At 66.0% G+C, this 21,128-nt stretch carries 22 protein-coding genes; 8 read left to right on the top strand and 14 right to left on the bottom strand.

Annotation, left to right across the window (positions count from 1 at the left end):
• Positions 1-156: 156 nt before the first annotated feature.
• From ilvD to U1739_RS03310, 4 genes are read left to right on the top strand one after another with little or no spacing between them, the layout of a single operon-like run.
• A complete protein-coding gene (gene ilvD / locus U1739_RS03325) occupies positions 157-1,878 on the top strand; it encodes a dihydroxy-acid dehydratase (RefSeq protein ID WP_332703954.1) in 1,722 nt (573 codons plus the stop codon).
• On the top strand, positions 1,859-2,278 hold the full coding sequence (locus tag U1739_RS03320) for a hypothetical protein (RefSeq protein WP_332703952.1): 420 nt from the start codon (positions 1,859-1,861) through the stop codon (positions 2,276-2,278). The genes ilvD and U1739_RS03320 overlap by 20 nt, the downstream gene beginning before the upstream one ends.
• Positions 2,275-3,822 (top strand): NAD(P)H-hydrate dehydratase, encoded by a 1,548-nt coding sequence (locus tag U1739_RS03315; RefSeq protein ID WP_332703950.1) that lies wholly within the window; start codon positions 2,275-2,277, stop codon positions 3,820-3,822. Before U1739_RS03320 ends, U1739_RS03315 begins: the two co-directional genes overlap by 4 nt.
• The gene (locus tag U1739_RS03310; protein ID WP_332703948.1) at positions 3,819-5,018 is read left to right on the top strand and encodes a class I SAM-dependent RNA methyltransferase; all 1,200 of its coding nucleotides are present in this window, start codon (positions 3,819-3,821) and stop codon (positions 5,016-5,018) included. Before U1739_RS03315 ends, U1739_RS03310 begins: the two co-directional genes overlap by 4 nt.
• Here the strand turns inward: U1739_RS03310 and truA are convergent.
• Positions 4,993-5,736 (bottom strand): tRNA pseudouridine(38-40) synthase TruA, encoded by a 744-nt coding sequence (gene truA, locus U1739_RS03305; protein WP_332703946.1) that lies wholly within the window; start codon positions 5,734-5,736, stop codon positions 4,993-4,995. The genes U1739_RS03310 and truA overlap by 26 nt on opposite strands.
• Positions 5,733-6,707 (bottom strand): methionyl-tRNA formyltransferase, encoded by a 975-nt coding sequence (gene fmt, locus U1739_RS03300; protein ID WP_332703944.1) that lies wholly within the window; start codon positions 6,705-6,707, stop codon positions 5,733-5,735. The genes truA and fmt overlap by 4 nt, the downstream gene beginning before the upstream one ends.
• Positions 6,708-6,761: 54 nt before the next feature.
• Here fmt and recR point away from each other — a divergent pair, with 54 nt between their 5' ends.
• Positions 6,762-7,358 (top strand): recombination mediator RecR, encoded by a 597-nt coding sequence (gene recR, locus U1739_RS03295; protein WP_332704853.1) that lies wholly within the window; start codon positions 6,762-6,764, stop codon positions 7,356-7,358.
• 230 nt (positions 7,359-7,588) lie between these two features.
• Positions 7,589-8,116 (top strand): peptide deformylase, encoded by a 528-nt coding sequence (def, locus tag U1739_RS03290; protein ID WP_332703942.1) that lies wholly within the window; start codon positions 7,589-7,591, stop codon positions 8,114-8,116.
• A gap of 163 nt (positions 8,117-8,279) precedes the next feature.
• Here the strand turns inward: def and U1739_RS03285 are convergent, their stop codons facing one another.
• Positions 8,280-9,959, bottom strand: coding sequence for a formate--tetrahydrofolate ligase (locus U1739_RS03285; protein WP_332703940.1), 1,680 nt, complete (start codon positions 9,957-9,959; stop codon positions 8,280-8,282).
• Between the two features lie 199 nt (positions 9,960-10,158).
• On the opposite strand from U1739_RS03285, the gene U1739_RS03280 reads away from it, so the two are divergent.
• Complete coding sequence (locus U1739_RS03280) at positions 10,159-11,544, top strand: DNA recombination protein RmuC (RefSeq protein WP_332703938.1); 1,386 nt, start codon at positions 10,159-10,161, stop codon at positions 11,542-11,544.
• A gap of 94 nt (positions 11,545-11,638) precedes the next feature.
• Here the strand turns inward: U1739_RS03280 and U1739_RS21110 are convergent, their stop codons facing one another.
• From U1739_RS21110 to U1739_RS03240, 9 genes are all read right to left on the bottom strand, one after another.
• Positions 11,639-11,848, bottom strand: coding sequence for a type II toxin-antitoxin system RelE/ParE family toxin (locus U1739_RS21110; RefSeq protein WP_443025484.1), 210 nt, complete (start codon positions 11,846-11,848; stop codon positions 11,639-11,641).
• Positions 11,845-12,096: a type II toxin-antitoxin system ParD family antitoxin gene (locus U1739_RS03275; RefSeq protein WP_332703937.1), complete on the bottom strand. Its 252-nt coding sequence runs from the start codon at positions 12,094-12,096 to the stop codon at positions 11,845-11,847. Before U1739_RS03275 ends, U1739_RS21110 begins: the two co-directional genes overlap by 4 nt.
• 70 nt (positions 12,097-12,166) lie before the next feature.
• Entirely contained in the window at positions 12,167-12,967 is an 801-nt protein-coding gene (locus tag U1739_RS03270) for a TrmH family RNA methyltransferase (RefSeq protein WP_332703936.1), read from the bottom strand.
• A gap of 144 nt (positions 12,968-13,111) precedes the next feature.
• Entirely contained in the window at positions 13,112-13,384 is a 273-nt protein-coding gene (locus tag U1739_RS03265; RefSeq protein ID WP_332703935.1) for an HPr family phosphocarrier protein, read from the bottom strand.
• Positions 13,384-13,791 (bottom strand): PTS sugar transporter subunit IIA, encoded by a 408-nt coding sequence (locus U1739_RS03260; RefSeq protein WP_332703934.1) that lies wholly within the window; start codon positions 13,789-13,791, stop codon positions 13,384-13,386. The genes U1739_RS03265 and U1739_RS03260 overlap by 1 nt, the downstream gene beginning before the upstream one ends.
• Positions 13,791-14,726 (bottom strand): RNase adapter RapZ, encoded by a 936-nt coding sequence (gene rapZ / locus U1739_RS03255; protein WP_332703933.1) that lies wholly within the window; start codon positions 14,724-14,726, stop codon positions 13,791-13,793. The genes U1739_RS03260 and rapZ overlap by 1 nt, the downstream gene beginning before the upstream one ends.
• Positions 14,726-15,154: an HPr kinase/phosphorylase gene (locus U1739_RS03250; RefSeq protein ID WP_332703932.1), complete on the bottom strand. Its 429-nt coding sequence runs from the start codon at positions 15,152-15,154 to the stop codon at positions 14,726-14,728. Before U1739_RS03250 ends, rapZ begins: the two co-directional genes overlap by 1 nt.
• A complete protein-coding gene (locus U1739_RS03245; protein ID WP_443025483.1) occupies positions 15,154-16,704 on the bottom strand; it encodes a sensor histidine kinase in 1,551 nt (516 codons plus the stop codon). The genes U1739_RS03250 and U1739_RS03245 overlap by 1 nt, the downstream gene beginning before the upstream one ends.
• Positions 16,705-16,709: 5 nt before the next feature.
• Entirely contained in the window at positions 16,710-17,417 is a 708-nt protein-coding gene (locus tag U1739_RS03240; RefSeq protein ID WP_332703930.1) for a response regulator transcription factor, read from the bottom strand.
• A gap of 209 nt (positions 17,418-17,626) precedes the next feature.
• Here U1739_RS03240 and U1739_RS03235 point away from each other — a divergent pair, with 209 nt between their 5' ends.
• A complete protein-coding gene (locus U1739_RS03235) occupies positions 17,627-19,234 on the top strand; it encodes a phosphoenolpyruvate carboxykinase (RefSeq protein WP_332703929.1) in 1,608 nt (535 codons plus the stop codon).
• Between the two features lie 115 nt (positions 19,235-19,349).
• On the opposite strand, the gene U1739_RS03230 is transcribed toward U1739_RS03235, so the two are convergent.
• Complete coding sequence (locus tag U1739_RS03230; RefSeq protein ID WP_332703928.1) at positions 19,350-19,796, bottom strand: NfeD family protein; 447 nt, start codon at positions 19,794-19,796, stop codon at positions 19,350-19,352.
• Positions 19,793-20,776, bottom strand: coding sequence for an SPFH domain-containing protein (locus U1739_RS03225; protein WP_332703927.1), 984 nt, complete (start codon positions 20,774-20,776; stop codon positions 19,793-19,795). The genes U1739_RS03230 and U1739_RS03225 overlap by 4 nt, the downstream gene beginning before the upstream one ends.
• Between the last annotated feature and the right edge of the window lie 352 nt (positions 20,777-21,128).

Genomic DNA, 21,128 nt, shown 5'->3' with positions numbered 1-21,128 from the left:
GCTGTTACAAGCACGAACGGATCCGGCGCGCTGCGCAGCGTCCGCTGATGATCCCCTCGCGGGCGTCATCCCGAAGGACGGCGAGCGCAATGCTCGCCGTCCTTTTTCGCGCAATAGACTTGCGTCAAACCTGCCTCTCGCGACATAGGCGTGCGCATGACACGCTCCTTTGACAAATCCACGCTGCCCAGCCGTCACGTTTCGGTCGGTCCTGAACGCGCGCCGCATCGCAGTTATTATTATGCCATGGGCCTAAGCGAAGAGGAGATCGCCCGCCCGTTCGTCGCTTTGGCCTCGGCCGGCAACAACAGCGCCCCCTGCAACACGACGCTCGATGCGCAAGCTGACGCCGCGCAAGCCGGGGTCAACGCCGCCGGCGGCATGCCGCGCCGCTTCAACACCATCACCGTCACCGATGGCATTGCCATGGGCCATCAGGGCATGAAGAGCTCGCTGGTCAGCCGCGAGGTGATCGCCGATTCGGTCGAACTCAGCGTCCGCGGCCATTGCTACGACGCGTTGGTCGGCTTTGCCGGCTGCGACAAATCCTTGCCCGGCATGATGATGGCAATGCTGCGCCTCAATGTGCCCAGCATCTTCGTCTATGGCGGCTCGATCTTGCCCGGCCGCTATCACGACAAGGACGTCACCGTCGTCGACGTGTTCGAGGCGGTCGGCCAATACGCCGCGGGCAATTGCCCGATCGCTGACCTGCACGAGCTGGAAAAGGTCGCCTGTCCCGGCCACGGCGCGTGCGGCGGGCAGTTCACCGCCAACACCATGGCCTGTGTCGGCGAGGCGATCGGATTGTCCTTGCCGAACAGCAACATGGTGCCCGCACCGTATAGCACGCGCGAGCAGATCGCGATCGCCGCCGGCGCGCAGGTGATGGAGCTGATCAACCTCAACATCCGCCCCCGCGACATCTGTACGCGCGAAGCCTTCATCAACGCCGCCCGCGTCGTCGCCGCCACCGGCGGCTCGACCAACGGCGCGCTGCATCTCCCGGCCATGGCGCACGAGGCCGGCATCGACTTTGACTTGTTCGACGTCGCCGAGGCGTTCAAATCGACGCCCTATATCGCCGATCTCAAGCCCGGCGGTCAGTATGTCGCCAAGGACATGTACGAAGCCGGCGGCGTCTACATGCTGATGAAGACGATGCTCAGCGGCGGCTTCCTCGACGGCAATTGCCTGACCGTCACCGGCAAAACCTTGGGCGAGAATATCGACCAGGTCACCTGGAACCCGGACCAGAAGGTAATCTACGACATCAAGACGCCGATCACCCCCACCGGCGGCGTCGTCGGCCTGCGCGGCACGCTCGCGCCCGACGGCGCAATCGTCAAGGTCGCGGGCATGCACCGCTTGGTGTTCGAAGGCCCGGCGCGCGTGTTCGATTGCGAGGAGGATACCTTCGCTGCGGTCGAGGCACGCGAGATCAACGACGGCGAAGTGATCGTCATCCGCTACGAAGGCCCCAAGGGCGGCCCCGGCATGCGCGAGATGCTCTCCACTACCGCCGCGCTCTATGGGCTTGGCCTCGGCGAAAAGGTCGCCTTGGTCACCGACGGTCGCTTCTCCGGCGGTACGCGCGGCTTCTGCATCGGGCATGTCGGCCCGGAAGCCGCAGAAGGTGGACCGATCGCCCTGGTCGAAAATGGCGATCTGATTCGCATCGATGCGGAGATCGGCACGATCGATCTGCTGGTCGACGAGGACGTGCTGGCCACGCGCCGCGCCGCCTGGGTGCCGCGCGCCAACGATTACCAATCCGGCGCCTTGTGGCGCTATGCCCAAAACGTCGGCCCCGCTTATAAGGGCGCCGTCACTCACCCCGGAGCAGCGGCCGAAACCCATGTCTATGCGGATATCTGACGCCGATACGCGTCCCTTCCTTCTGGTCCTGGTCTGCCTGCTCGCCGCGTGCGGCGAGCAGAAGACCGATCACGCCACGCTCGCCAAATACGAGGCGGAGCGTAGTGCCGCGCAAGGCGATGACGGGCGGCTGATGTGCGCGCAGGGGCAGGGGGCGTTCGCGCCGACCTGCACGGTCGAGCGCCAGACCGGGCCGGACGGGCTGGTCCTGACGCTGCGCCACGCCGATGGCGCCTTCCGCCGCTTGCTGGTGACCAAGGATGGCCGCGGCGTCGTCGCAGCGGACGGGGCGGAGCAGGCCAAGGTCAGCGTCCTTCCCGGCAACCAGATCGAAGTCGCGCTGGGCGGCAGCCGCTACCGCCTGCCGGCCACGGTAAAGGGCGGCACGCCCGCTTCATGACGCCACTGGCCGGCCCGATCCTCACCGCCGCCGAGATGCGCGCGGCGGAACAGGCCGCCATCGCCGCCGGCGCCACGGTCGAAAGCCTGATGGCGCGTGCCGGTCAACAAATCGCCGCCACCGTCCGCCGTCTGGCCGGCAGCAATCCGATCCTGATCGTGTGCGGCCCGGGCAACAATGGCGGCGACGGCTACGTCGCCGCCCGGCTGTTACAAGAATCCGGTTTGCGCGTGCGCGTCGCCGCCCTTGCCGACCCGAAGACCGACGCGGCCAAGGCGGCGAGGGCAGGGTGGCCCGGCCCCGTCGAGCGGTTCGCCGACGCGGCGCCCGCCCTGATCCTTATCGACGCCCTGTTCGGCACCGGTCTGACCCGCGGACTGGACGACACCCCGGCCCCACCGTCATCCCAGCGAAAGCTGGGATCTCAAGCGGACAACGGCGCCCAGGAGTCGCGCGAGACCCCAGCTTTCGCTGGGGTGACGGCGAAGGACGACGAGAAAACAACCCCGATCGCCACCAAACTCCGCGAACTCGCCAAAGCCGCGCACCTCACTATCGCCATCGACCTGCCCAGTGGCGTCATCACCGACGACGGCCACGTGCTCAGCGACATTCCCAACTTCGACGTCACCTTGGCGCTCGCCGCGGCCAAGCCCAGCCACCTGCTCCAGCCCGCCGCCCGCCACTGCGGCGCGATCCGCATTCTCGACCTCGGCGTGGCCACGTCCTCGGCAGCGCAAATCCTCGCGCGCCCAATGCTCCCGCCTCCCGGCCCGGATGCGCACAAGTACACGCGCGGCATGGTCGCGATCATCGCCGGCAGCATGCCCGGCGCCGCCCGCCTCGCCAGCATCGCCGCAATGCGCGCCGGCGCCGGCTATGTCCTGCTGCTCGGCGACGACCAGGGCGGGCCGGACGCGTTGGTCCACAAAGCCTTTTCTGCCGAAGCAATCGCCGAGAAGCGCATCAACGCACTCCTGATCGGCCCCGGTCTCGGCCGCGATGCCGACGCGGCAGCCAAGCTCGACGCCGCGCTCGGCACCGATCACCCACTGATCATCGACGGCGACGCGCTCCACCTGCTCAAAGGTAGCCGCCTCGCCCAACTCGCTAACCGCAAAGCGCCCACAATCTTCACCCCGCACGCCGGCGAATTCGACGCCTTGTTCCCCCGCGAAGGCGGGGGCCCAGACTTGACCCCCGTCGCGGGGGAACAAGGTTGCGCGGTCAGCAAGATCGATCGCGCCCGCGATGCAGCAACTCAAGCCAACGCAACAATCGTCTTCAAGGGCGCCGACACCGTCATCGCCAGCCCCGACGGCACGGTCCGCATCGCGCAGACAGCCAGCCCCTGGCTCTCAACCGCCGGCACCGGCGATGTCCTCGCCGGCGCGATCGCCGCCATGCTCGCCGCCGGCTTCGCCCCGCTCGACGCGGCAGCCGCCGGCGTCTGGCTCCACGCCGAGGCCGCACGCCGCTGTGGCGCCGCCTTTATCGCCGACGACCTTGCCCAGGCGCTGAGTGCCGCTAGAGCCTCCTCATGAACGACACCATCATTCGCGTCGCTGCGCGCGGCGACGGCCTCACCGCCGATGGCCGCAGCGCGCCCCTGGCCGCGCCCGGCGACACGCTCACCGCCGCCTTCGAGGTCATTCCCGGCCCGCACCACCAGCTACCGCCCTGCCGCCATTTCCCGACCTGCGGCGGTTGCCAGCTCCAGCATCTCGATGACGAGAGCTATGCGCAGTTCATTACGGACCGCATCCAGGGTGCGCTCGCCGCGCACAACCTCTCGACCGAAATCCGCACGCCGATATTGTCACCCCCCAAGACCCGCCGTCGCGCCGCGCTGCAAGCCGAGCTCAAGCAGGGCAAGGTGCAGATCGGCTTCAGCGAAAATGCCAGCCACACGTTGGTCGATATCCACGAATGCTGGGTGCTGACCCCCGCACTGTTCGCCGTCATTGCCCCTATGCGCGTCCTGTTGGCCAGGTTCCTGCGCAAAGGCCGTCGCGCCCGCCTCCATCTCACCCAAGCCGATCAGGGCCTCGACCTGCTCATCGAAGGCGTGGAAGCCGAAGGTCTCGACGCGGCCGAAGCGATCAGCGCCTTTGCGCTCGCCAATAACGTCGCGCGCTTCGCGATCGATAGCGGCATGGGCCCCGAGATCCGTTGGGAGCCCGAGCCGGTGACGATCACGCTGAGCGGCGTGCCCGTGCCGCTGCCCGTCGCCGCCTTCCTCCAGGCCACCGCAGACGGGGAAGCCGCACTGATCGAGGCGGTGCGCGCCGCCACCAGCGGCGCCGCGACGATCGCCGATCTGTTCGCCGGCCTCGGCACCTTCACCTTCGCCTTGCCGGGCAAGGTCTATGCCGGCGAAGCGGCGCGTGACGCGATCCTGTCGCTCAAGGGCGCTGCCGCCCAGGCGCGCCGCCCGATCTTTGCCGACCATCGCGATCTCTATCGCCGCGCGCTGACCACTGCCGAACTCGATCGCTTCGACGCCATCGTGCTCGATCCGCCGCGCGCCGGCGCGCGCGAACAGGTGTTGCTGCTGGCCCCGGCTAAAGTGCCGGCGATCGCCTATGTCTCGTGCAATCCCAGCAGCTTCGCGCGCGATGCGGAGATTTTGTGCCAGGGTGGCTATACGCTCGACTGGATCCAGCCGGTCGGCCAGTTCCGCTGGTCGACGCATGTCGAACTGGCCGCCAAGTTCAGCCGGGATAGTCCGCCCCGATAAAGAACAGCCCATCCGGCGGCGCGTTGAGTCCCAGCCGCGTGCGATCGCGCGCGGCCAACGCCTCCGCCATATCGTCCGGCGACCATTTGCCTTGCCCGACCAGCGCCAGACACCCGACCATCGAGCGCACCTGGTGATGCAGGAACGACCGCGCCGAGGCGAACACGCTGATCCGATCTCCCGCTGCCACTACGTCGAGCCGATCGAGCGTGCGCAGCGGGCTATCGGCCTGGCAATGCGCCGAGCGGAAGGTGGTGAAATCATGCCGCCCGATCAGGCGCGCCGCCGCCGCCGCCATCGCTGCCGTATCCAGCGCCACCGGCACGCGCCACGCCAGTCCGCGCTCCCACGTTAGCGGCGCCCGTCGCATGATGATGCGATATTCGTAATGCCGCCCCAGGCAGGAAAACCGCGCATGCCAGTCCTCCGGCACCGCTTCGCAAGCAAGGATCGCTACCGGTGCGAGCGCCAGCTTGGCGTTGATCGCCGCCGCCAGCCGAAAACCGGTCAACGGCTTCGCCACATCGACATGCGCACGCATCGCCGTCGCATGCACCCCCGCGTCGGTCCGCCCGGCGGCATGCACAGCCACCGTCTCGCCCGTTACGGCCAAGATCGCCGCCTCGATCGCTGCCTGCACGCTGGGCGAATGCGTTTGCCGCTGCCACCCGGCGAAGGGGCGGCCGTCATATTCCACGGTCAACGCGAACCGCGTCAAAGCTGCGTGCCTTCAGGGATCGCAAAGCCGCGCAGCAACTCGCTCGCCGTCATGACGCCACGCCCAGCGCGCTGCAGCAGGGTAGGGCCGATCAAGCCCTCGGCGCAGGCGATCGTAAGTTCGTCGTCCACCACCACACCGTCACCCCAGCGAAAGCTGGGGTCTTCCGCGGCCGGCGCACTGCCGGTTGCCACGAGATCCCCGCTTTCGCTGGGATGACGCGGGGGGGTAGCCAGCACGTCCGCCGCCAACACCCGCACCCGCTCTCCGGCAACCTCGAACCACGCCCCCGGCGGATTGAACCCGCGCACCTGCCGCTCGGCCTCCACCGCGCTCCTGGAGAAATCCAGCCGCGTCTCCGCTTTGTCGATCTTCGGCGCATAGGTCACGCCTTCCACCGGCTGCGCCACCGCCGGATAGGCGGCGATATCCGCCAGCACCTCGACCATCAGCCGCGCCCCCATCGCGCTCAAATCGTCGGTCAGTTCCCCCCCCGTCTTGCGTTCAACAGCCGTGCGCCCCTCGAGCCGCACCGGCCCGGTATCCAGCCCCGTCTCCATCTGCATGATGCCGACGCCCGTCTCGGCATCGCCGGCCAGGATCGCGCGCTGGATCGGCGCCGCCCCGCGCCACCGCGGCAGCAAGGAGGCATGCACGTTGAGACACCCGAGACGCGGCGCCTCCAGCACCACGCGCGGCAGGATCAGCCCATAAGCCGCCACCACCGCCACATCCGCGCCGAACGCGGCAAAGTCCGCCTGCGCTGCCGGATCCTTCAACGACACCGGCGTGCGCACTGCGATACCCAATGCCTCGGCCCGCGCCTGTACCGAAGACGGCGTCACCGCCTTGCCGCGCCCGCTGCGCCGCGCCGGCTGGCTATACGCCGCCACCACGTCATGCCCCGCATCGACCAACGCCTGCAGCACCGGCACCGAGAATTCGGGCGTACCCATGAACACTATCCGCATGGGGAACGCTCTGGCCGCTTGGCATTCCCTCACGCAACCCCCTATCTGTTCCCCATGGCCTCCCCACAGATCGAAGCGCTCACGCAAGCCCTGGCGCGGCTTCCCGGACTCGGCCCCAGATCGGCCCGGCGTGCCGTGCTCCACCTGCTCAAGAAGCGCGAGACCGCGCTCGGCCCATTGCTCGATGCGCTCAACGCCGTCGATGAAACGCTGTCGACCTGTGGCGTGTGCGGCAATATCGACACCACCAACCCCTGCGCGATCTGCGCCGATCCCCGCCGCGATGCCCGCGCGCTCTGTGTGGTCGAGGAAGTCGCGGATCTCTGGGCGCTCGATCGCTCGCGGCTGTTCCCCGGCCGCTTCCACGTGCTCGGCGGTCGCCTGTCCGCGCTCGAAGGCATCCGCCCGGAGGACCTGACGATCGATTCGCTCGTCCGCCGCATCGAGGCGGGCGGCATCGACGAAGTCGTGCTGGCGATGAACGCCACGCTCGAAGGCCAGACCACCGCCCACTATATCGCCGACCGCATCGACCGCTTCCCGATCCGCGTCACCCAGCTCGCCCACGGCCTCCCCGTCGGCGGCGAGCTCGACTATCTCGACGAAGGCACGCTCGCCCAGGCGCTCAGAGCCAGGCGCCCAGTGACTTAAGCCCGCGCAGCGCAAAATTCTCTCCGTCCCTTCGCGTCCCTTCGCGCCTTCGCGTGAAAAAGGTGGGTTCACGCAAAGGCGCGAAGATACGCGAAGAGCGCGAAGCCTCTTCTCCTCCGCGTCCTCCGCGCCTCTGCGCGACCCAACTTTTGCTTGTTCGCGTAGAGCCGCAGAGAGCGCAAAGAGGAAGGAAACTTGACGTACATCGCAGGCTTTCCTAGCCCGCGCCCATGGCAATCCTAGAAATTCTCGAAGTACCGCATCCCGGCCTGCGCGCCGTCGCCAAACCCGTGGCGGAGGTGGACGACGCGGTCCGCTCGATCGTCGCCGACATGTTCGACACGATGTACGACGCGCGCGGCATCGGCCTCGCCGCGACGCAGGTGGCGATCGAACAGCGCATCGTCACGATCGACCTGCAGGAGCCGGAATCGGACGAGGAAGACGCCAAGCCGGTGCGAAGCCCCCACGTGTTCATCAATCCCGAACTCGTCTCGGTCAGCGAGGAACTGTCCAGCTACAGCGAAGGCTGCCTGTCGATTCCCGAGCAATATGCCGAGGTCCAGCGCCCTGCGCGCTGCCGCCTGAAATGGCTCGACGAGCAGGGCGCGAGCCATGAGCAGGATTTCGACGGCCTGATGGCCACCGCCATCCAGCACGAGATCGACCATCTTAATGGCGTGCTGTTCATCGACCACATCTCGAAGCTGAAGCGCGACATGCTGCTCAAGAAGCTGACGAAGATGCGCAAGGGCTAAGGGCAGGACCCCTCGCCAATACGTCGTCCCAGCTAAAGCTAAGATCTCAAGCGGCTTCGGGTTCGCTATCCGCGAGAGACCCCAGCCTTCGCTGGGGTGACGGTGAGGCGGCGGGGTGAGGGGGCCTTAAACAACGCGCTCACAGTACCACTTTGAGCGAAATCTAGAACAACCCCTCGATCTCGCCCCCGGCCCCAAAGCGGATCCCCTCCGCCGCCGGCACCCGCGGCAGTCCCGGCATCGTCATCACCTCGCCGCAGATCGCCACCACGAAGCCCGCGCCGGCGCTCAGCCGCACCTCACGCACCGGCACGACATGGTGCGTCGGCGCGCCCAGCTTCGCCGGATCGGTCGAGAAACTATACTGCGTCTTGGCCATGCACACGGGCAGGGCGCCGAACCCGGCCTCCTCCCAGCGCTTGAGCTGCGCATGCACTGACGGCTCGGCGATCGCCTCCTCCGCACGATAGATCCGCGTCGCCACAGTGTTGATCTTCTCGAACAGCGACAGACCGTCGTCATAGAGCGGCGCGAATTGCGGGCTCCCGTGATCGCACAGCTCGGCGACTTTCTCCGCCAGCGCCACGGCGCCCGCGCCGCCGTCGGCCCAATGCGTGCATAGCACGGCGTCCGAGCCCTGCGCCGCAGCAATTTCGCGGATCACCTCCAACTCCTCGTCGCTATCGCCATCGAAGCGATTGATCGCCACCACCACCGGCCCGCCGAACATGCGCACATTCTCGATATGCCGCGCCAGATTGACGCCACCGCGCCGCACCGCCGCGGCATCCGCCGGCCCCAGATCGCCCTTTGCCACGCCGCCATTCATCTTCAGCGCCCGCACCGTCGCCACGATCACCGCCGCCGCCGGCTTCAGCCCCGATTGCCGGCACTTGATGTCAAAAAACTTCTCCGCCCCCAGATCCGCGCCAAACCCCGCTTCGGTCACGACATAATCGCCCAGCGCCAGCGCGGTGCGCGTCGCGATCACCGAATTGCAGCCGTGCGCGATATTGGCGAACGGCCCGCCATGGACGAACGCCGGATTGCCCTCCAGCGTCTGCACTAGGTTCGGCTTGATCGCCTGCGCCAGCAGGACTGCCATGGCACCATCGGCCTTGAGATCGCGCGCCGTCACCGGCCGGCGCCCCTCTGATCCTTGGCCGCGCGTATAGGCTACCACGATCCGCCCGAGCCGCGCCTCGAGATCCTCCAACCCATCGGCTAGGCAGAGGATCGCCATAACCTCCGACGCGACGGTGATGTCGAACCCGCTTTCGCGCGGATAGCCATTAGCCGGCCCGCCCAGCGACTGTGCGATATCCCTGAGCGCCCGGTCATTCATGTCGAGCACGCGCCGCCACACGATGCGCCGCACGTCGATATCCAGCGCATTGCCCCAATGGACATGGTTGTCGATCATTGCCGCGAGCAGATTGTGCGCGCTGGTGATGGCGTGGAAATCGCCGGTGAAGTGAAGGTTGATATCCTCCATCGGCGCGACCTGCGCATAACCACCGCCCGCCGCGCCGCCCTTGGTACCGAAGCACGGGCCCAATGAAGGTTCGCGCAGGCACAGCACGGTGTTGCGTCCGATCAGGTTTAGCGCATCGGCCAGCCCGACCGAGGTGGTCGACTTGCCTTCGCCCGCCGGCGTCGGGTTGATCGCGGTGACCAGGATCAATTTGCCCTGTTTGCCCGTCGCCGGGACCCGCGCCAGATCGATCTTGGCCTTGAAATGCCCATAAGGTTCAACAGCTTCTGGCGGGATGTTCAGCTTGGCGGCGATCTGCCCAATGGGCTGAAGCGTGGCGGCGCGGGAGATGGCAATGTCTGTCAGCATGCGCACCGTCCTAAGCCCGCCCGACGCGGCCGCAAGCCGAAGTGTGCGATTTCTCTCTGTCCTACAAGCAGTGTTCAATCTATGTTCCCGGCATGCGTTACCCGAACCAAATCGCCGCCAGTTACGATGCTGATCATGCGGGAGGGGGATTTCGAGGGGGACGTAGTGTTACTTTCGTTACTTTCGGCGGGGCGCGGTGATGGAAATTTTGCTCGTCGCGCTGATCGCCGTGATCCTCGGGGCTGCCCTGGGCTGGCTGCTCGGCAGCCGCCCCACGGCCCAAGCCCGCGCCGAACGCGATGCTCGGACCGAGGAATTCAAGCGCGCGATCACCGAACTCGCCGCTGCCGAGGAACGCGGTAAGGCCGCTGCCTATCTGCGCGATCAGCTCGATCTGATCCGTGAGGAGCGCGACTCGTTCCGCGCCGAGAACGCCGCGCTCAAGGCGCATTCCAGTGCGTTCGAAGCGCGGCTGGAGGAATTTAAGAATTCGCGCGAGGCGATGACGGGCCACTTCAACGAAGTGGCTGGCAAGTTGCTCGGTGAGGCTCAGAAAGCGTTTCTCACGCGTGCCGAAGAGCGCTTCAAACAGTCCGAGGAAACCGCCGGGCAAAATCTCAAATCCATGCTCCAGCCGGTCAGCGATCGACTGCTCAAATATGAGGAAGCGGTTTCGAAGGTCGAGAGCGAGCGCAAAGGCGCGTTCAGCGAACTGAAGGGCCAGATCGAGCAAATGCGCATCGGTCAGGAAAAGGTCTCGACCGAGGCCGCCAAGCTGGTCAATTCGCTGCGCAACGCGCCGAAATCGCGCGGCCGCTGGGGCGAGCAGCAATTGAAGAATGTCCTCGAAAGCTGCGGCCTGTCCGAACATGCCGATTTCCAGACCGAGGTCAGCGTCGCCGGCGAGGATGGCGGGCGGTTGCGCCCCGACGTGATCATCAACATCCCTGGCGGCCAATCGCTGGTGATCGATGCCAAAGTGTCGCTCAACGCCTATCAGGACGCGTTCGGCGCGGCCGACGATGCCGGGAAACTGGTCGCGCTCGGCGCGCATGCCACGGCGATGCGCGCGCACGTCAACGGGCTCGGCAACAAGGCCTATTGGAGCCAGTTCGCCGACGCCCCCGATTATGTCATCATGTTCGTGCCGGGCGAGCATTTCCTCTCCGCCGCGCTCGAACACGATCCGACCTTATGGGATTTCGCCTTCGACAAGCGCGTGTTGCTCGCCACGCCGACCAACCTGATCGCCATCGCGCGCACCGTCGCGGCCGTCTGGCGGCAGGAAAAGCTCGCCAAGGAGGCGCGCCAGATCGGCGAGCTGGGCAAGGAGATGCATGATCGCCTGGCCAAGGTGGCCGACGATTTGCGCAAGGTCGGCTCCGGGCTGAACAGCGCGGTGAGCAATTTCAATGCGTTCAGCAATTCGTTCAACGGCCGGTTGATGGTCACCGGCCGCAAGTTCAAGGCGCTCAACATCGAAACCGGCGCGCGTGAACTGGAAGACGTCCCGGCGATCGAGACGCTGGCGCGGCAGAGCACGGCGCCGATCTTGCTGGAGGAGTCGAAGGAGGCCGCCGAGTGAGCGGGCGCCTAGCCGTGGAAATGCGCTTCGGCGTCGCGGCTCGCGTGGAGAACGTTGATCACTTCCACAGCGTTCGTGGTGTAACGGAAGTAGATCACGTAGCCTTCGCAGGGATACCGGATTGCAGCTTGGGTCTTTCCGTGCCGAGCGAGCCGGGCAGGGCCGCGAGCTTCCGGCACTTAGCACGCAACCGATCGGCGAACGCATCCGCCAGGGCTGCACTTCCGGTCTCATCTTCGAGATAGTTTGCGATAGCTTCCAGATCACCTCGCGCCGACGCCAGGTAATTCAGAGGCCGCGTCATCCCGCCGCCGTCGCAGCAGCGCGCCGGTCACGCCGTGAGGCAATATATGCGCCAACTTCCTCGTCGCTATATGCCCCACCGCGCGCGATCGACGCCGCCAGTGTCTCGCGCAACGCCTGCAGCTTTGCCTCGCGCTGCTCGACCAGCCGAAGCCCCTCGTTGACCACGTCGCTGGCCGACTCGAACTTGCCGTCCCTCACGGCGTCCTCCACGAAGCCTTCCCAGCGCTTTCCGATTGCAACGTCCACCGGCGGTCTCCTGCATCACACCATAAGAGATCATACCACAACAGGCGGACACAATTCCACCGGTCGCCGTTCAGCCGCGCCGCTGCGCCAGTACCTCATAGGCCATCACCGCCGTCGCCACCGCCGCGTTCAAACTGTCCGCCTTGCCGAGCATCGGCAGCTTGACGAGCAGGTCGCATTCCGCCGCCATCTCCGGCGGCATGCCCTGCGCCTCGTTGCCGGTCAGCAGAAAGGTCGGGCTGTCATATTTGGCCGCGCGATAATCGTTCTCGGTGTCCAAACTGAGCCCGACCAACTGGCCCGGCCCGCTGCGCAGCCAGGGCAGGAACTCGTCCCACTCCGCCTGCACCACCGGCACGGTGAACAGTGCCCCCATGCTGGCGCGCACCGCCTCGATCGAGAAGGGATCGACGCACTCGCCAAGCAGGATCAGCCCGCCGGCGCCGACCGCGTCGCCGGTGCGCAGGATCGTCCCCAGATTGCCGGGATCGCGCAGCCGCTCCGCCACCAGCCAGATGTCCGCGCTGCTCCGGTCGAGCACCGCCAAGGCCGAATCGAACGCCGCGAACACGCCGACCACGGCCTGCGGATTGTCCTTGCCCGACAGCTTGGTCAGGATGTCCGGCACCGTTTCGATCGCCTGACCGCCACTATCCTCGACATCGAAAATCAGCGTGCGCACCAGCGGATGCGCAGCGCCCTCGCGCGAATAGAACAGGAATTCCGGGATGCGCCCGTTCTCGCGCGCCTCGGTCAGGATGCGCAGGCCCTCGGCGAGGAACAGCCCCTCGGCGCGGCGATGGCGCTTCTCGCGCAGGCTGCGCATGCGCTTGATCAGCGGGTTGGAGAAGGCGGTAATCTCGCGGGGCACTAATTCCCCTCCCGTTTACGGGAGGGGCTAGGGGAGGGGCTGTCTGTCATCACCGCTCACATGCCCTCCCCCGACCCCTCCCGCAAGCGGGAGGGGAGGATGAGGTCATCCGACCCCTCCCGCAAGCGGGAGGGGAGGATGAGGTCAATCCTCGCCGAACTTTGCTTCTACCAGTTCTGTTAGTGCGGCGACGGCGGCTTCGTCGCCATCGCCATCGGCCGAGATGACGATCGAATCGCCCATCGCCGCGCCAAGCATCATCAGCCCCATGATCGACGTACCGGTCACGGACCCCGCGCCGTCCTTCTCCACCGTCACCTCGATCCCCTGGGTCGAGGCCAAGGTAACGAACTTGGCGCTGGCCCGGGCATGTAGCCCACGCTTGTTGGTGATCAACACGGTACGCTGCACGGCCATCAGGCAGCCGCCTCGCCAAGCACTTCCGAGGCCACGGTGATATATTTGCGCCCTGCCTCGCGCGCTGCGGCGACGGCTTCGACGACCTTCATCTTCGAGCGCGCCGAGCCGAGACGGATCAGCATCGGTAAGTTGATTCCGGCAATCACTTCGACGCGGCCTTTTTCCATCAGTGAAATGGCGAGATTGGAGGGGGTGCCGCCGAACAGGTCGGTCAGCACGATCACGCCGCTGCCATCATCCACCTGCACGATGGCGTCGGCAATATCGGCGCGGCGCGCTTCCATGTCGTCATCGGGGCCGATCGGGATCGTGGCGACCCGCTCTTGCTTGCCCACGACATGCTCCATGGCGGTGACGAATTCATCCGCCAGCCGCCCATGCGTCACCAGAACAAGGCCGATCATTACAACTGCATTCCACTGCCAGGGCCATCGGCCGGGGCGCCTTCCAGCGTATCCTGGGGCGCCGCGGCCAGATCGCGGTGCCGAACCGTGGGCGAAAATGCTGCGTCGCGCAACCGCTTCGCGACGCGCTCGGCGACGTGCACGGAGCGGTGTCTCCCGCCGGTACAGCCAAATGCCACCGTAACATAGGATTTCCCCTCGGCCCGGTAACGCGGCAGCAGCAAGAGCAGCAACGACTCGATCTGCGCTACCGCCGCCTCGTAAGCGGGGTCGCCGGCGACATACGCCGCGACATCCGCATCCAGCCCGGTCCCCGGGCGCAGCGCCGCCACCCAATGCGGATTACGCAGGAAGCGCATGTCGAACACCAGATCGGCATTGCGCGGCAGCCCGCGGGCAAAGCCGAACGACAGGATCGACAGCGTGGGCTCGCCAAGCCGTCCGCCGGAAAAGCTCTCGCGAATCTGTTGTGCGAGTTCATTGGCGGTCAAAGTGGTGGTGTCGATCAGCCGGTTGGCCCAGCGCCGCAACGGTTCGAGCAACTCGCGTTCGCGCGCGATGCCGTCGCTGGCCAGCCGGTCGAGCGCGAGCGGATGGCGGCGCCGCGTCTCCGAATAGCGCCGCTCGAGCTCGCTGCCGGCGCAATCGAGGAACAAGGTGCCGATATCATGGCCATGCGTCTCGCGCAGAATCTTGATGCGCTTGACGATGCCGCCGGGATCGAAGCCGCGGGTGCGCGCGCCAATGCCGATCGCCAACGGTTGATCGCTGCCCTCCGACCCTTCGGGCAGCGGCGCACCAAGCAGTCGATCGAGCAACAACAAGGGGAGGTTGTCGACCACCTCCCAGCCCAGATCCTCCAGCGTGCGCAGCACGGTCGATTTTCCGGCCCCCGACAGGCCAGTGACGAGCAGAATTTGCTTCGGTTGCGGCATCAATTTCCCGTCCGTGCCAGCGCCAGCTCGACCTTGATCGGCGCCGACGCTTCGAGTCCGTTAAGCGTGATAAGCGGTATCGTGACGCCAACAATCACCTGCGCGGCAGGCTCGGGCATACGCTCGACCTGGGCCGACAACCGAACGAGCAATCCCACCGGCGCACACAGGAGATGCGCTACCGTGACGATCCCTAGGCCACGGACTTCCATCCGCCCAGCGATCGTTTGCGGCGCACGCGCGACCAGCCGGTCATCCTCCCGTGTCAGCAGGGTATAATCATCGCTTACCAGGGTCGCCCCGCGATCGATCAGGCGCAGCGCGAGATCGGATTTGCCGGCGCCCGACGGCCCCTCGATCAGCACCGCGCGGCCGCCGATCGCCACCGCCGTAACATGACGTGTCTCGCTAGCGGTGACCTCTGCCATCATCGTTGGTCCGCCAACGGCAATCGTACCACGAAGCGGGCGCCCTGCAGTCGGTCTTCCCGCGATTCGACCGAAATGTCCCCCTGATGTCCTTCGACGATGGTTCGCGCGATGGCGAGGCCAAGCCCGGAATGTTTGCCGAACTCCTCGCTGTCCGGGCGCAACGATTGAAAGCGGCTGAACACCTGTTCGCGGGCATCCGCGGGGACGCCGGGGCCCTCGTCCTCGACTCTGATCGTCACCCGATCGCTGCCGCGTAGCGCACCGATCGTGATCAGTCCGCCATCGGGCGAGAAGGACACGGCATTGTCGATCAAATTCTCGAACACCCGTTCGAGCCGCTGTCCCTCGCCCATCACCACCAGCGAATCGGCCGGATGGCGATCGAACAACAGGCGCACGCCGCGTTCGATCCCGCGTTGCTCGCGCTGGTCGAGCAGCCCGGCGATCATCGCGCCGATATCGACCGGCTCGAATTTGGCGCGGCTGAGCTGCGCGTCGAGCCGCGAGGCCTCGGAAATATCGGTGATCAGCCGGTCCATACGGTGCACGTCATCGCGCAGGATGGCTAATAATCGCGCCTGCAGCACGGGATCCGCGACCATCGACATGCCCTCGATCGCCGAGCGCATGGAGGCGAGCGGGTTCTTCATCTCATGCGTCACATCCGCAGCGAACGCCTCGGTCGCGTCGATCCGGGCCCGCAGCGCCAGGCTCATGTCGGACAGCGCCCGCGCCAGCAAGCCCAGCTCGTCACGGCGGGAGGGCAGGCGAGGGACCACCACTTCCCGCGCGCGCCCCAGTCGCACGCGCACTGCGGCCCGCGCCAGGCGCCGTAAGGGCCGCACGATCGTCCGCGCCAGGAACAGCGACAACAGGATCGACACGATCGACACGATCAACAGCACCATGCTCAGCCGGAAGCGCTCGACCCGCACGGTCTGCGTGATCTCGGTTGCGTTGCTGGTGATCAACACCGTGCCCTGGCCCGGCACCACCGCGGCGGCGGTGATCACGGGGGTGCGATCCGGCGCGCGCCATACCGACGCAGGCACTGCGCCGGTATGGCGCGCGGCGCGCACATCCGGCCAGCCCAGGCCGTCGCGCCGTTCGCGATACAGCGGCGCGCGCGGCGCTCCCACCACGGTGTCGATGACCGCGTCGAGAAAGCGCGCGGCGCCCTGGCCCCAATCCTGTTTGTCCGGATCGCGCAGCACCACGTTGCGCAGGCCCAGCGCCCGCGTATCGGCGAGCAAGACACCGGTATCGTCGTACAGCCGCAGTCGCGATCCGGTATCGCGACCGAGCCGCAGCATCAGCGCGTCGCGGCGCCCGGGCGCGACCGACCGCAGCGCTTCGGCCATCAATCGTGCTTCGCTGATCGATTGCGCGACGCGGCTGTCGACGATCCGGCTGCGATAGGAATCGAGATAGAAGAAACCACCGGCGAGCAAGGCAAGCGCGAAGATATTGACCGCCAGGATGCGCGGCGTGAGCGAAATGCGGCCCGACCAGCGCAGGTCGAGCCGGTCGTCATCCTCCCAGCCCACCTGGTTCATTCCTCGGAAAATCGGTAGCCGGCGCCGTATAACGTTTCGATTGCGTCGAATTCCGCGTCGCTCTGCCGGAATTTGCGCCGCACGCGTTTGATATGGCTGTCAATAGTGCGGTCATCGACATAGATGTCGTCCTGATAGGCCGCATCCATCAACTGGTTGCGCGTCTTGACGATGCCCGGGCGCTGGGCGAGCGTTTCGAGGATGAGGAATTCGGTCACCGTCAGCGTCACCGGCTTGCCGTCCCAGGTGACGCGGTGCCGCGCCGTATCCATCGCCAGGCGCCCGCGAACCAATTCGCCCGCCGCGACTTCGGCGTCCGCCGCCGGGCCGGCCTGGACCAATTCGGTACGGCGCAGGATCGCGCGGATGCGGGCGATCAACAGGCGCTGTGAGAAGGGCTTGGCGATATAATCGTCCGCGCCCATCGCCAGGCCAAGCGCCTCGTCGAGTTCGTCGTCCTTGCTGGTCAGGAAGATTACCGGCGTGGCCTGCTTCTCGCGCAGCCGGCGCAGCAGTTCCAGCCCATCCATGCGCGGCATCTTGATATCGAAGATCGCCAGATCCGGCGGATTGTCGAGCAACGCCTTCAGCGCGGTCTCGCCATCGGAATAGACCCGCGTGACGAAGCCTTCGGCTTGTAAGGCGATCGACACCGATGTCAGGATGTTGCGGTCGTCATCGACGAGCGCGATCGTTGCCGTCATTGGGTCACCTTGCTTATCGCCTATCCGACTAGGGCAAATGCGGCGGCCGCTCAACCTCGCCCATGCAGCGCTTATAAGACGAACATTTCCAGAAATTGTCCGATAAATCGCACCAGTTTGTCCACTGGACAACAAACGATCGGCCGCGATAAGCCTGCGGGCAAGTATGTTGATACGGCATGTACCGTAAGCATCACAGGAGAGTTGAGTTGAGCGATCGTATCCCCGATGCCGGTTTGGAAGCGCAAGGTATCGAAACGCGCGCCAACCTCCACTGGAACCTGGTCACCGCGCGGCTGATCGAAACGGCAGTGGCGAAGAACGAAGGAAAGCTTTCCGCCGATGGTCCGCTGGTCGTCGAGACCGGCGATCACACCGGCCGCTCGGCGCAGGACAAGTTCATCGTGCGCGACGCCGAGACGGATTCCGTCGTGTGGTGGGGCAAGAGCAACAAGGGCATGAGCCCGGATGATTTCGCCGCGCTCAAGGCCGATTTCATGGCCGCGCTGAAGGATAAGGAAGACCTGTACATCCAGGATCTGTTCGGCGGATCGCAGCCGGAGAACCGCGTTCGGGTCCGCGTCGTCACCGAACTCGCCTGGCACAACCTGTTCATCCGCACGATGTTGGTACGCCCCAAGGAATCCGAACTGCGCGCTTTCGAGGCGGAATATACCATCATCGATCTGCCCAGCTTCCGCGCCGATCCGGCCAAGCATGGCTGCCGTAGCGCCACCGTCATCGCGGTCAATTTCACCGAGAAATTGATCCTCATCGGCGGCACGAAATATGCCGGCGAGATGAAGAAGAGCGTGTTCGGGCTGCTCAACTATCTGCTGCCGGTGAACGGGGTGATGCCGATGCATTGTTCGGCCAATATCGGCCCGAACGGCGATACGGCAGTGTTCTTCGGCCTGTCGGGCACGGGCAAGACGACGCTCAGCGCCGATGCCAGCCGCACCCTGATCGGCGACGATGAACATGGCTGGTCGGACACCGCGGTGTTCAATTTCGAGGGCGGTTGCTACGCCAAGATGATCCGCCTGTCGGCCGATGCCGAGCCGGAGATCTTTGCCACGACCAAGCGCTTCGGCACCGTGCTGGAAAATGTCGTGATGGACCCGGTCACGCGCGCGCTGGATCTCGAAGATAACAGCCTGGCCGAGAACAGCCGCGGCGCCTATCCGATCGACTTCATCCCCAATGCCAGCGCGGACAATATGGGGCCGGTGCCGCGCAACATCGTCATGCTCACCGCCGATGCGTATGGCGTGCTGCCGCCGATCGCCAAGCTCACCCCGGATCAGGCGATGTACCATTTCCTGTCGGGCTATACCGCGCGCGTCGCCGGCACCGAGATCGGCGTGACCGAGCCGGATGCGACCTTCTCGACCTGCTTCGGCGCGCCGTTCATGCCGCGCCATCCTTCGGTCTACGGCAATCTGCTCAAGAGCCGCATCGCCAAGGGCGGGGTGGATTGCTGGCTGGTCAATACCGGCTGGACCGGCGGCAAATACGGCACCGGCCACCGCATGCCGATCAAGGCGACGCGGGCCTTGCTTAACGCTGCGCTCGACGGCTCGCTCAACGATGCCGAGTTCCGCACCGATGCCAATTTCGGCTTCCAGGTGCCGGTCAGCGTGCCGGGCGTGGACAGCGCGATCCTCGATCCGCGGGAGACCTGGGCCGACAAGGAAAGCTACGACGCGACCGCGGCCAAGCTGGTCGATCTGTTCGTGGAGAATTTCGCGCAATTCGCCGAGCATGTCGACGAGGGCGTGCGGCAGGCGGCGCCACGCGTTCGCGAGGTGGCGTAGTTAAGCTCCGTCCCCGGCGCAGGCCGGGGCCCAGTCATGGCGTAGAAGGTAACGGGCGCAACACCCGACCGGCTCGACCGTCGCTACTGGGCCCCGGCCTGCGCCGGGGAAGCGGCTAGGGTAGGGGCTCGATCACCAGCACACCGCGATCGACCTCGATGACCCGCATCCGGGCGCCCACCGCGCTGTCCGGCCCCCGCGCCGGCCATACGCCGTCCGCGACGCGTACCCGCCCGCCGCCGGCATCGATCGCCTGTTCCACCGTTACGATCTCCCCGATGAGCCGGGCGGCGCGATCGTTGAGCAGCGGATCGGTCGTCGCCACCGGATAGTCGCGATACCAGCGGCGACCGATCAGCACGGTAACGCCGCTCCAGATCGCGAACGAGGCAAGCTGCGCGGCAAGCGGCAGGTCGGCCAGTGCGAGCGTCGCCACGCCCGTGATCGCCGCAGCGATGGCAAGGAAGATCAGGAACACGCCGGGGATCAGCAATTCGGCCAGCCCCAGCAGCAGCGCAACTGCCAGCCACAGCGTTCCCGCGCCGATCCCGTCCAGCGTCATTGGCCTTCTTGCTCGAACGGCCCGCGCACGCGCGCCGGCGGGGCAGGGGGCTTGGGCGCCGCCGGGGCGGGCGCGTCGGACAGCGCCTGCTTGGCCAGTTCGCCGATCCCGCCCAGCGTGCCGATCAGCTGCGTCGCCTCGACCGGGAACAGGATCGTCTTGGCATTGGGCGACGTGGCGAACTTGCTGATCGCCTCGACATATTTCTGCGCGATGAAATAGTTGAGCGATTGCGCGCTGCCCTGTTCGATCGCGATCGACACGAGCTGCGTGGCCTTGGCCTCCGCCTCGGCCGAGCGTTCGCGCGCCTCGGCATCGCGATACGCCGCTTCGCGCCGGCCTTCGGCTTCGAGGATCTTCGACTGCTTCTGCCCCTCGGCGCGAAGGATTTCGGACGCACGGCTGCCTTCGGCTTCGAGGATATTGGCGCGCTTCTCGCGCTCGGCCTTCATCTGCCGGCCCATCGCGTTGACGATGTCGGCGGGCGGGCGAATATCCTTCACTTCGACGCGCGTGATCTTCACGCCCCATGCCGCGGTGGCGTGATCGACCACCACCAGCAGCCGCGCGTTGATCTCGTCGCGCTTCGACAGTGTCTCGTCGAGGTCCATCGAGCCCATCACGGTGCGCAGGTTGGTCGTCGTCAGCTGCAGGATCGCGACATACAATTCGGACACTTCATACGCCGCCTTGGCCGCGTCGAGCACCTGGAAGAACACCACGCCGTCGACCGCCACCATGGCATTGTCCTTGGTGATGATCTCCTGCCCCGGAATATCGATCACCTGCTCCATCATGTTGATCTTGCGACCGACGCGGTAGAAGAAAGCGGGGTAGAAATTGAACCCTGGACGCGCTGTGGTGGTGAAGCGGCCGAAATGTTCGATCGTATATTGATAGCCTTGCCGTACGATCTTGATGCTCGTCATGAGATAGAACAGCACCAAGGCGACCGTGATCGCGCTCAAGATCAACGCCATGTCATCCCTCCCGAAGTCCGCAGGCAATTTAGCAGATCGGTGGGGCAAACATAGCCAAATGCGCGGGGCTGGCCGAGCGTCGGGACCCTAAGGTTAGGCTAAGGTTAGGCCAACGCGATATCTTTCCGTCTGTCTCCCCATCCTAGAGTGCTACCAAGCCACTGTTGCGCGACCGGGAACGTAAGCAGAACATTTCCAACATTGCAAGCGGGGGGCGGACGCTGATTTCCGGCGCTTGGCCTCGTGGCGCGTTGGATCCCGGACCGGTCCGGGTTGACGGTTTGTGCGTGACGGGGTGCGTGCCGATGCCCGCCCTAGCGCAATGCCCCCCACTTGGTTACATGGCACGCCA

Origin of the sequence: Parasphingomonas puruogangriensis, from assembly GCF_036663635.1 — a bacterium.
Lineage (GTDB): Bacteria > Pseudomonadota > Alphaproteobacteria > Sphingomonadales > Sphingomonadaceae > Sphingomonas.
Note: the sequence above shows the minus strand (reverse complement) of the source record. Positions and strands in the feature narration are given on the sequence as shown.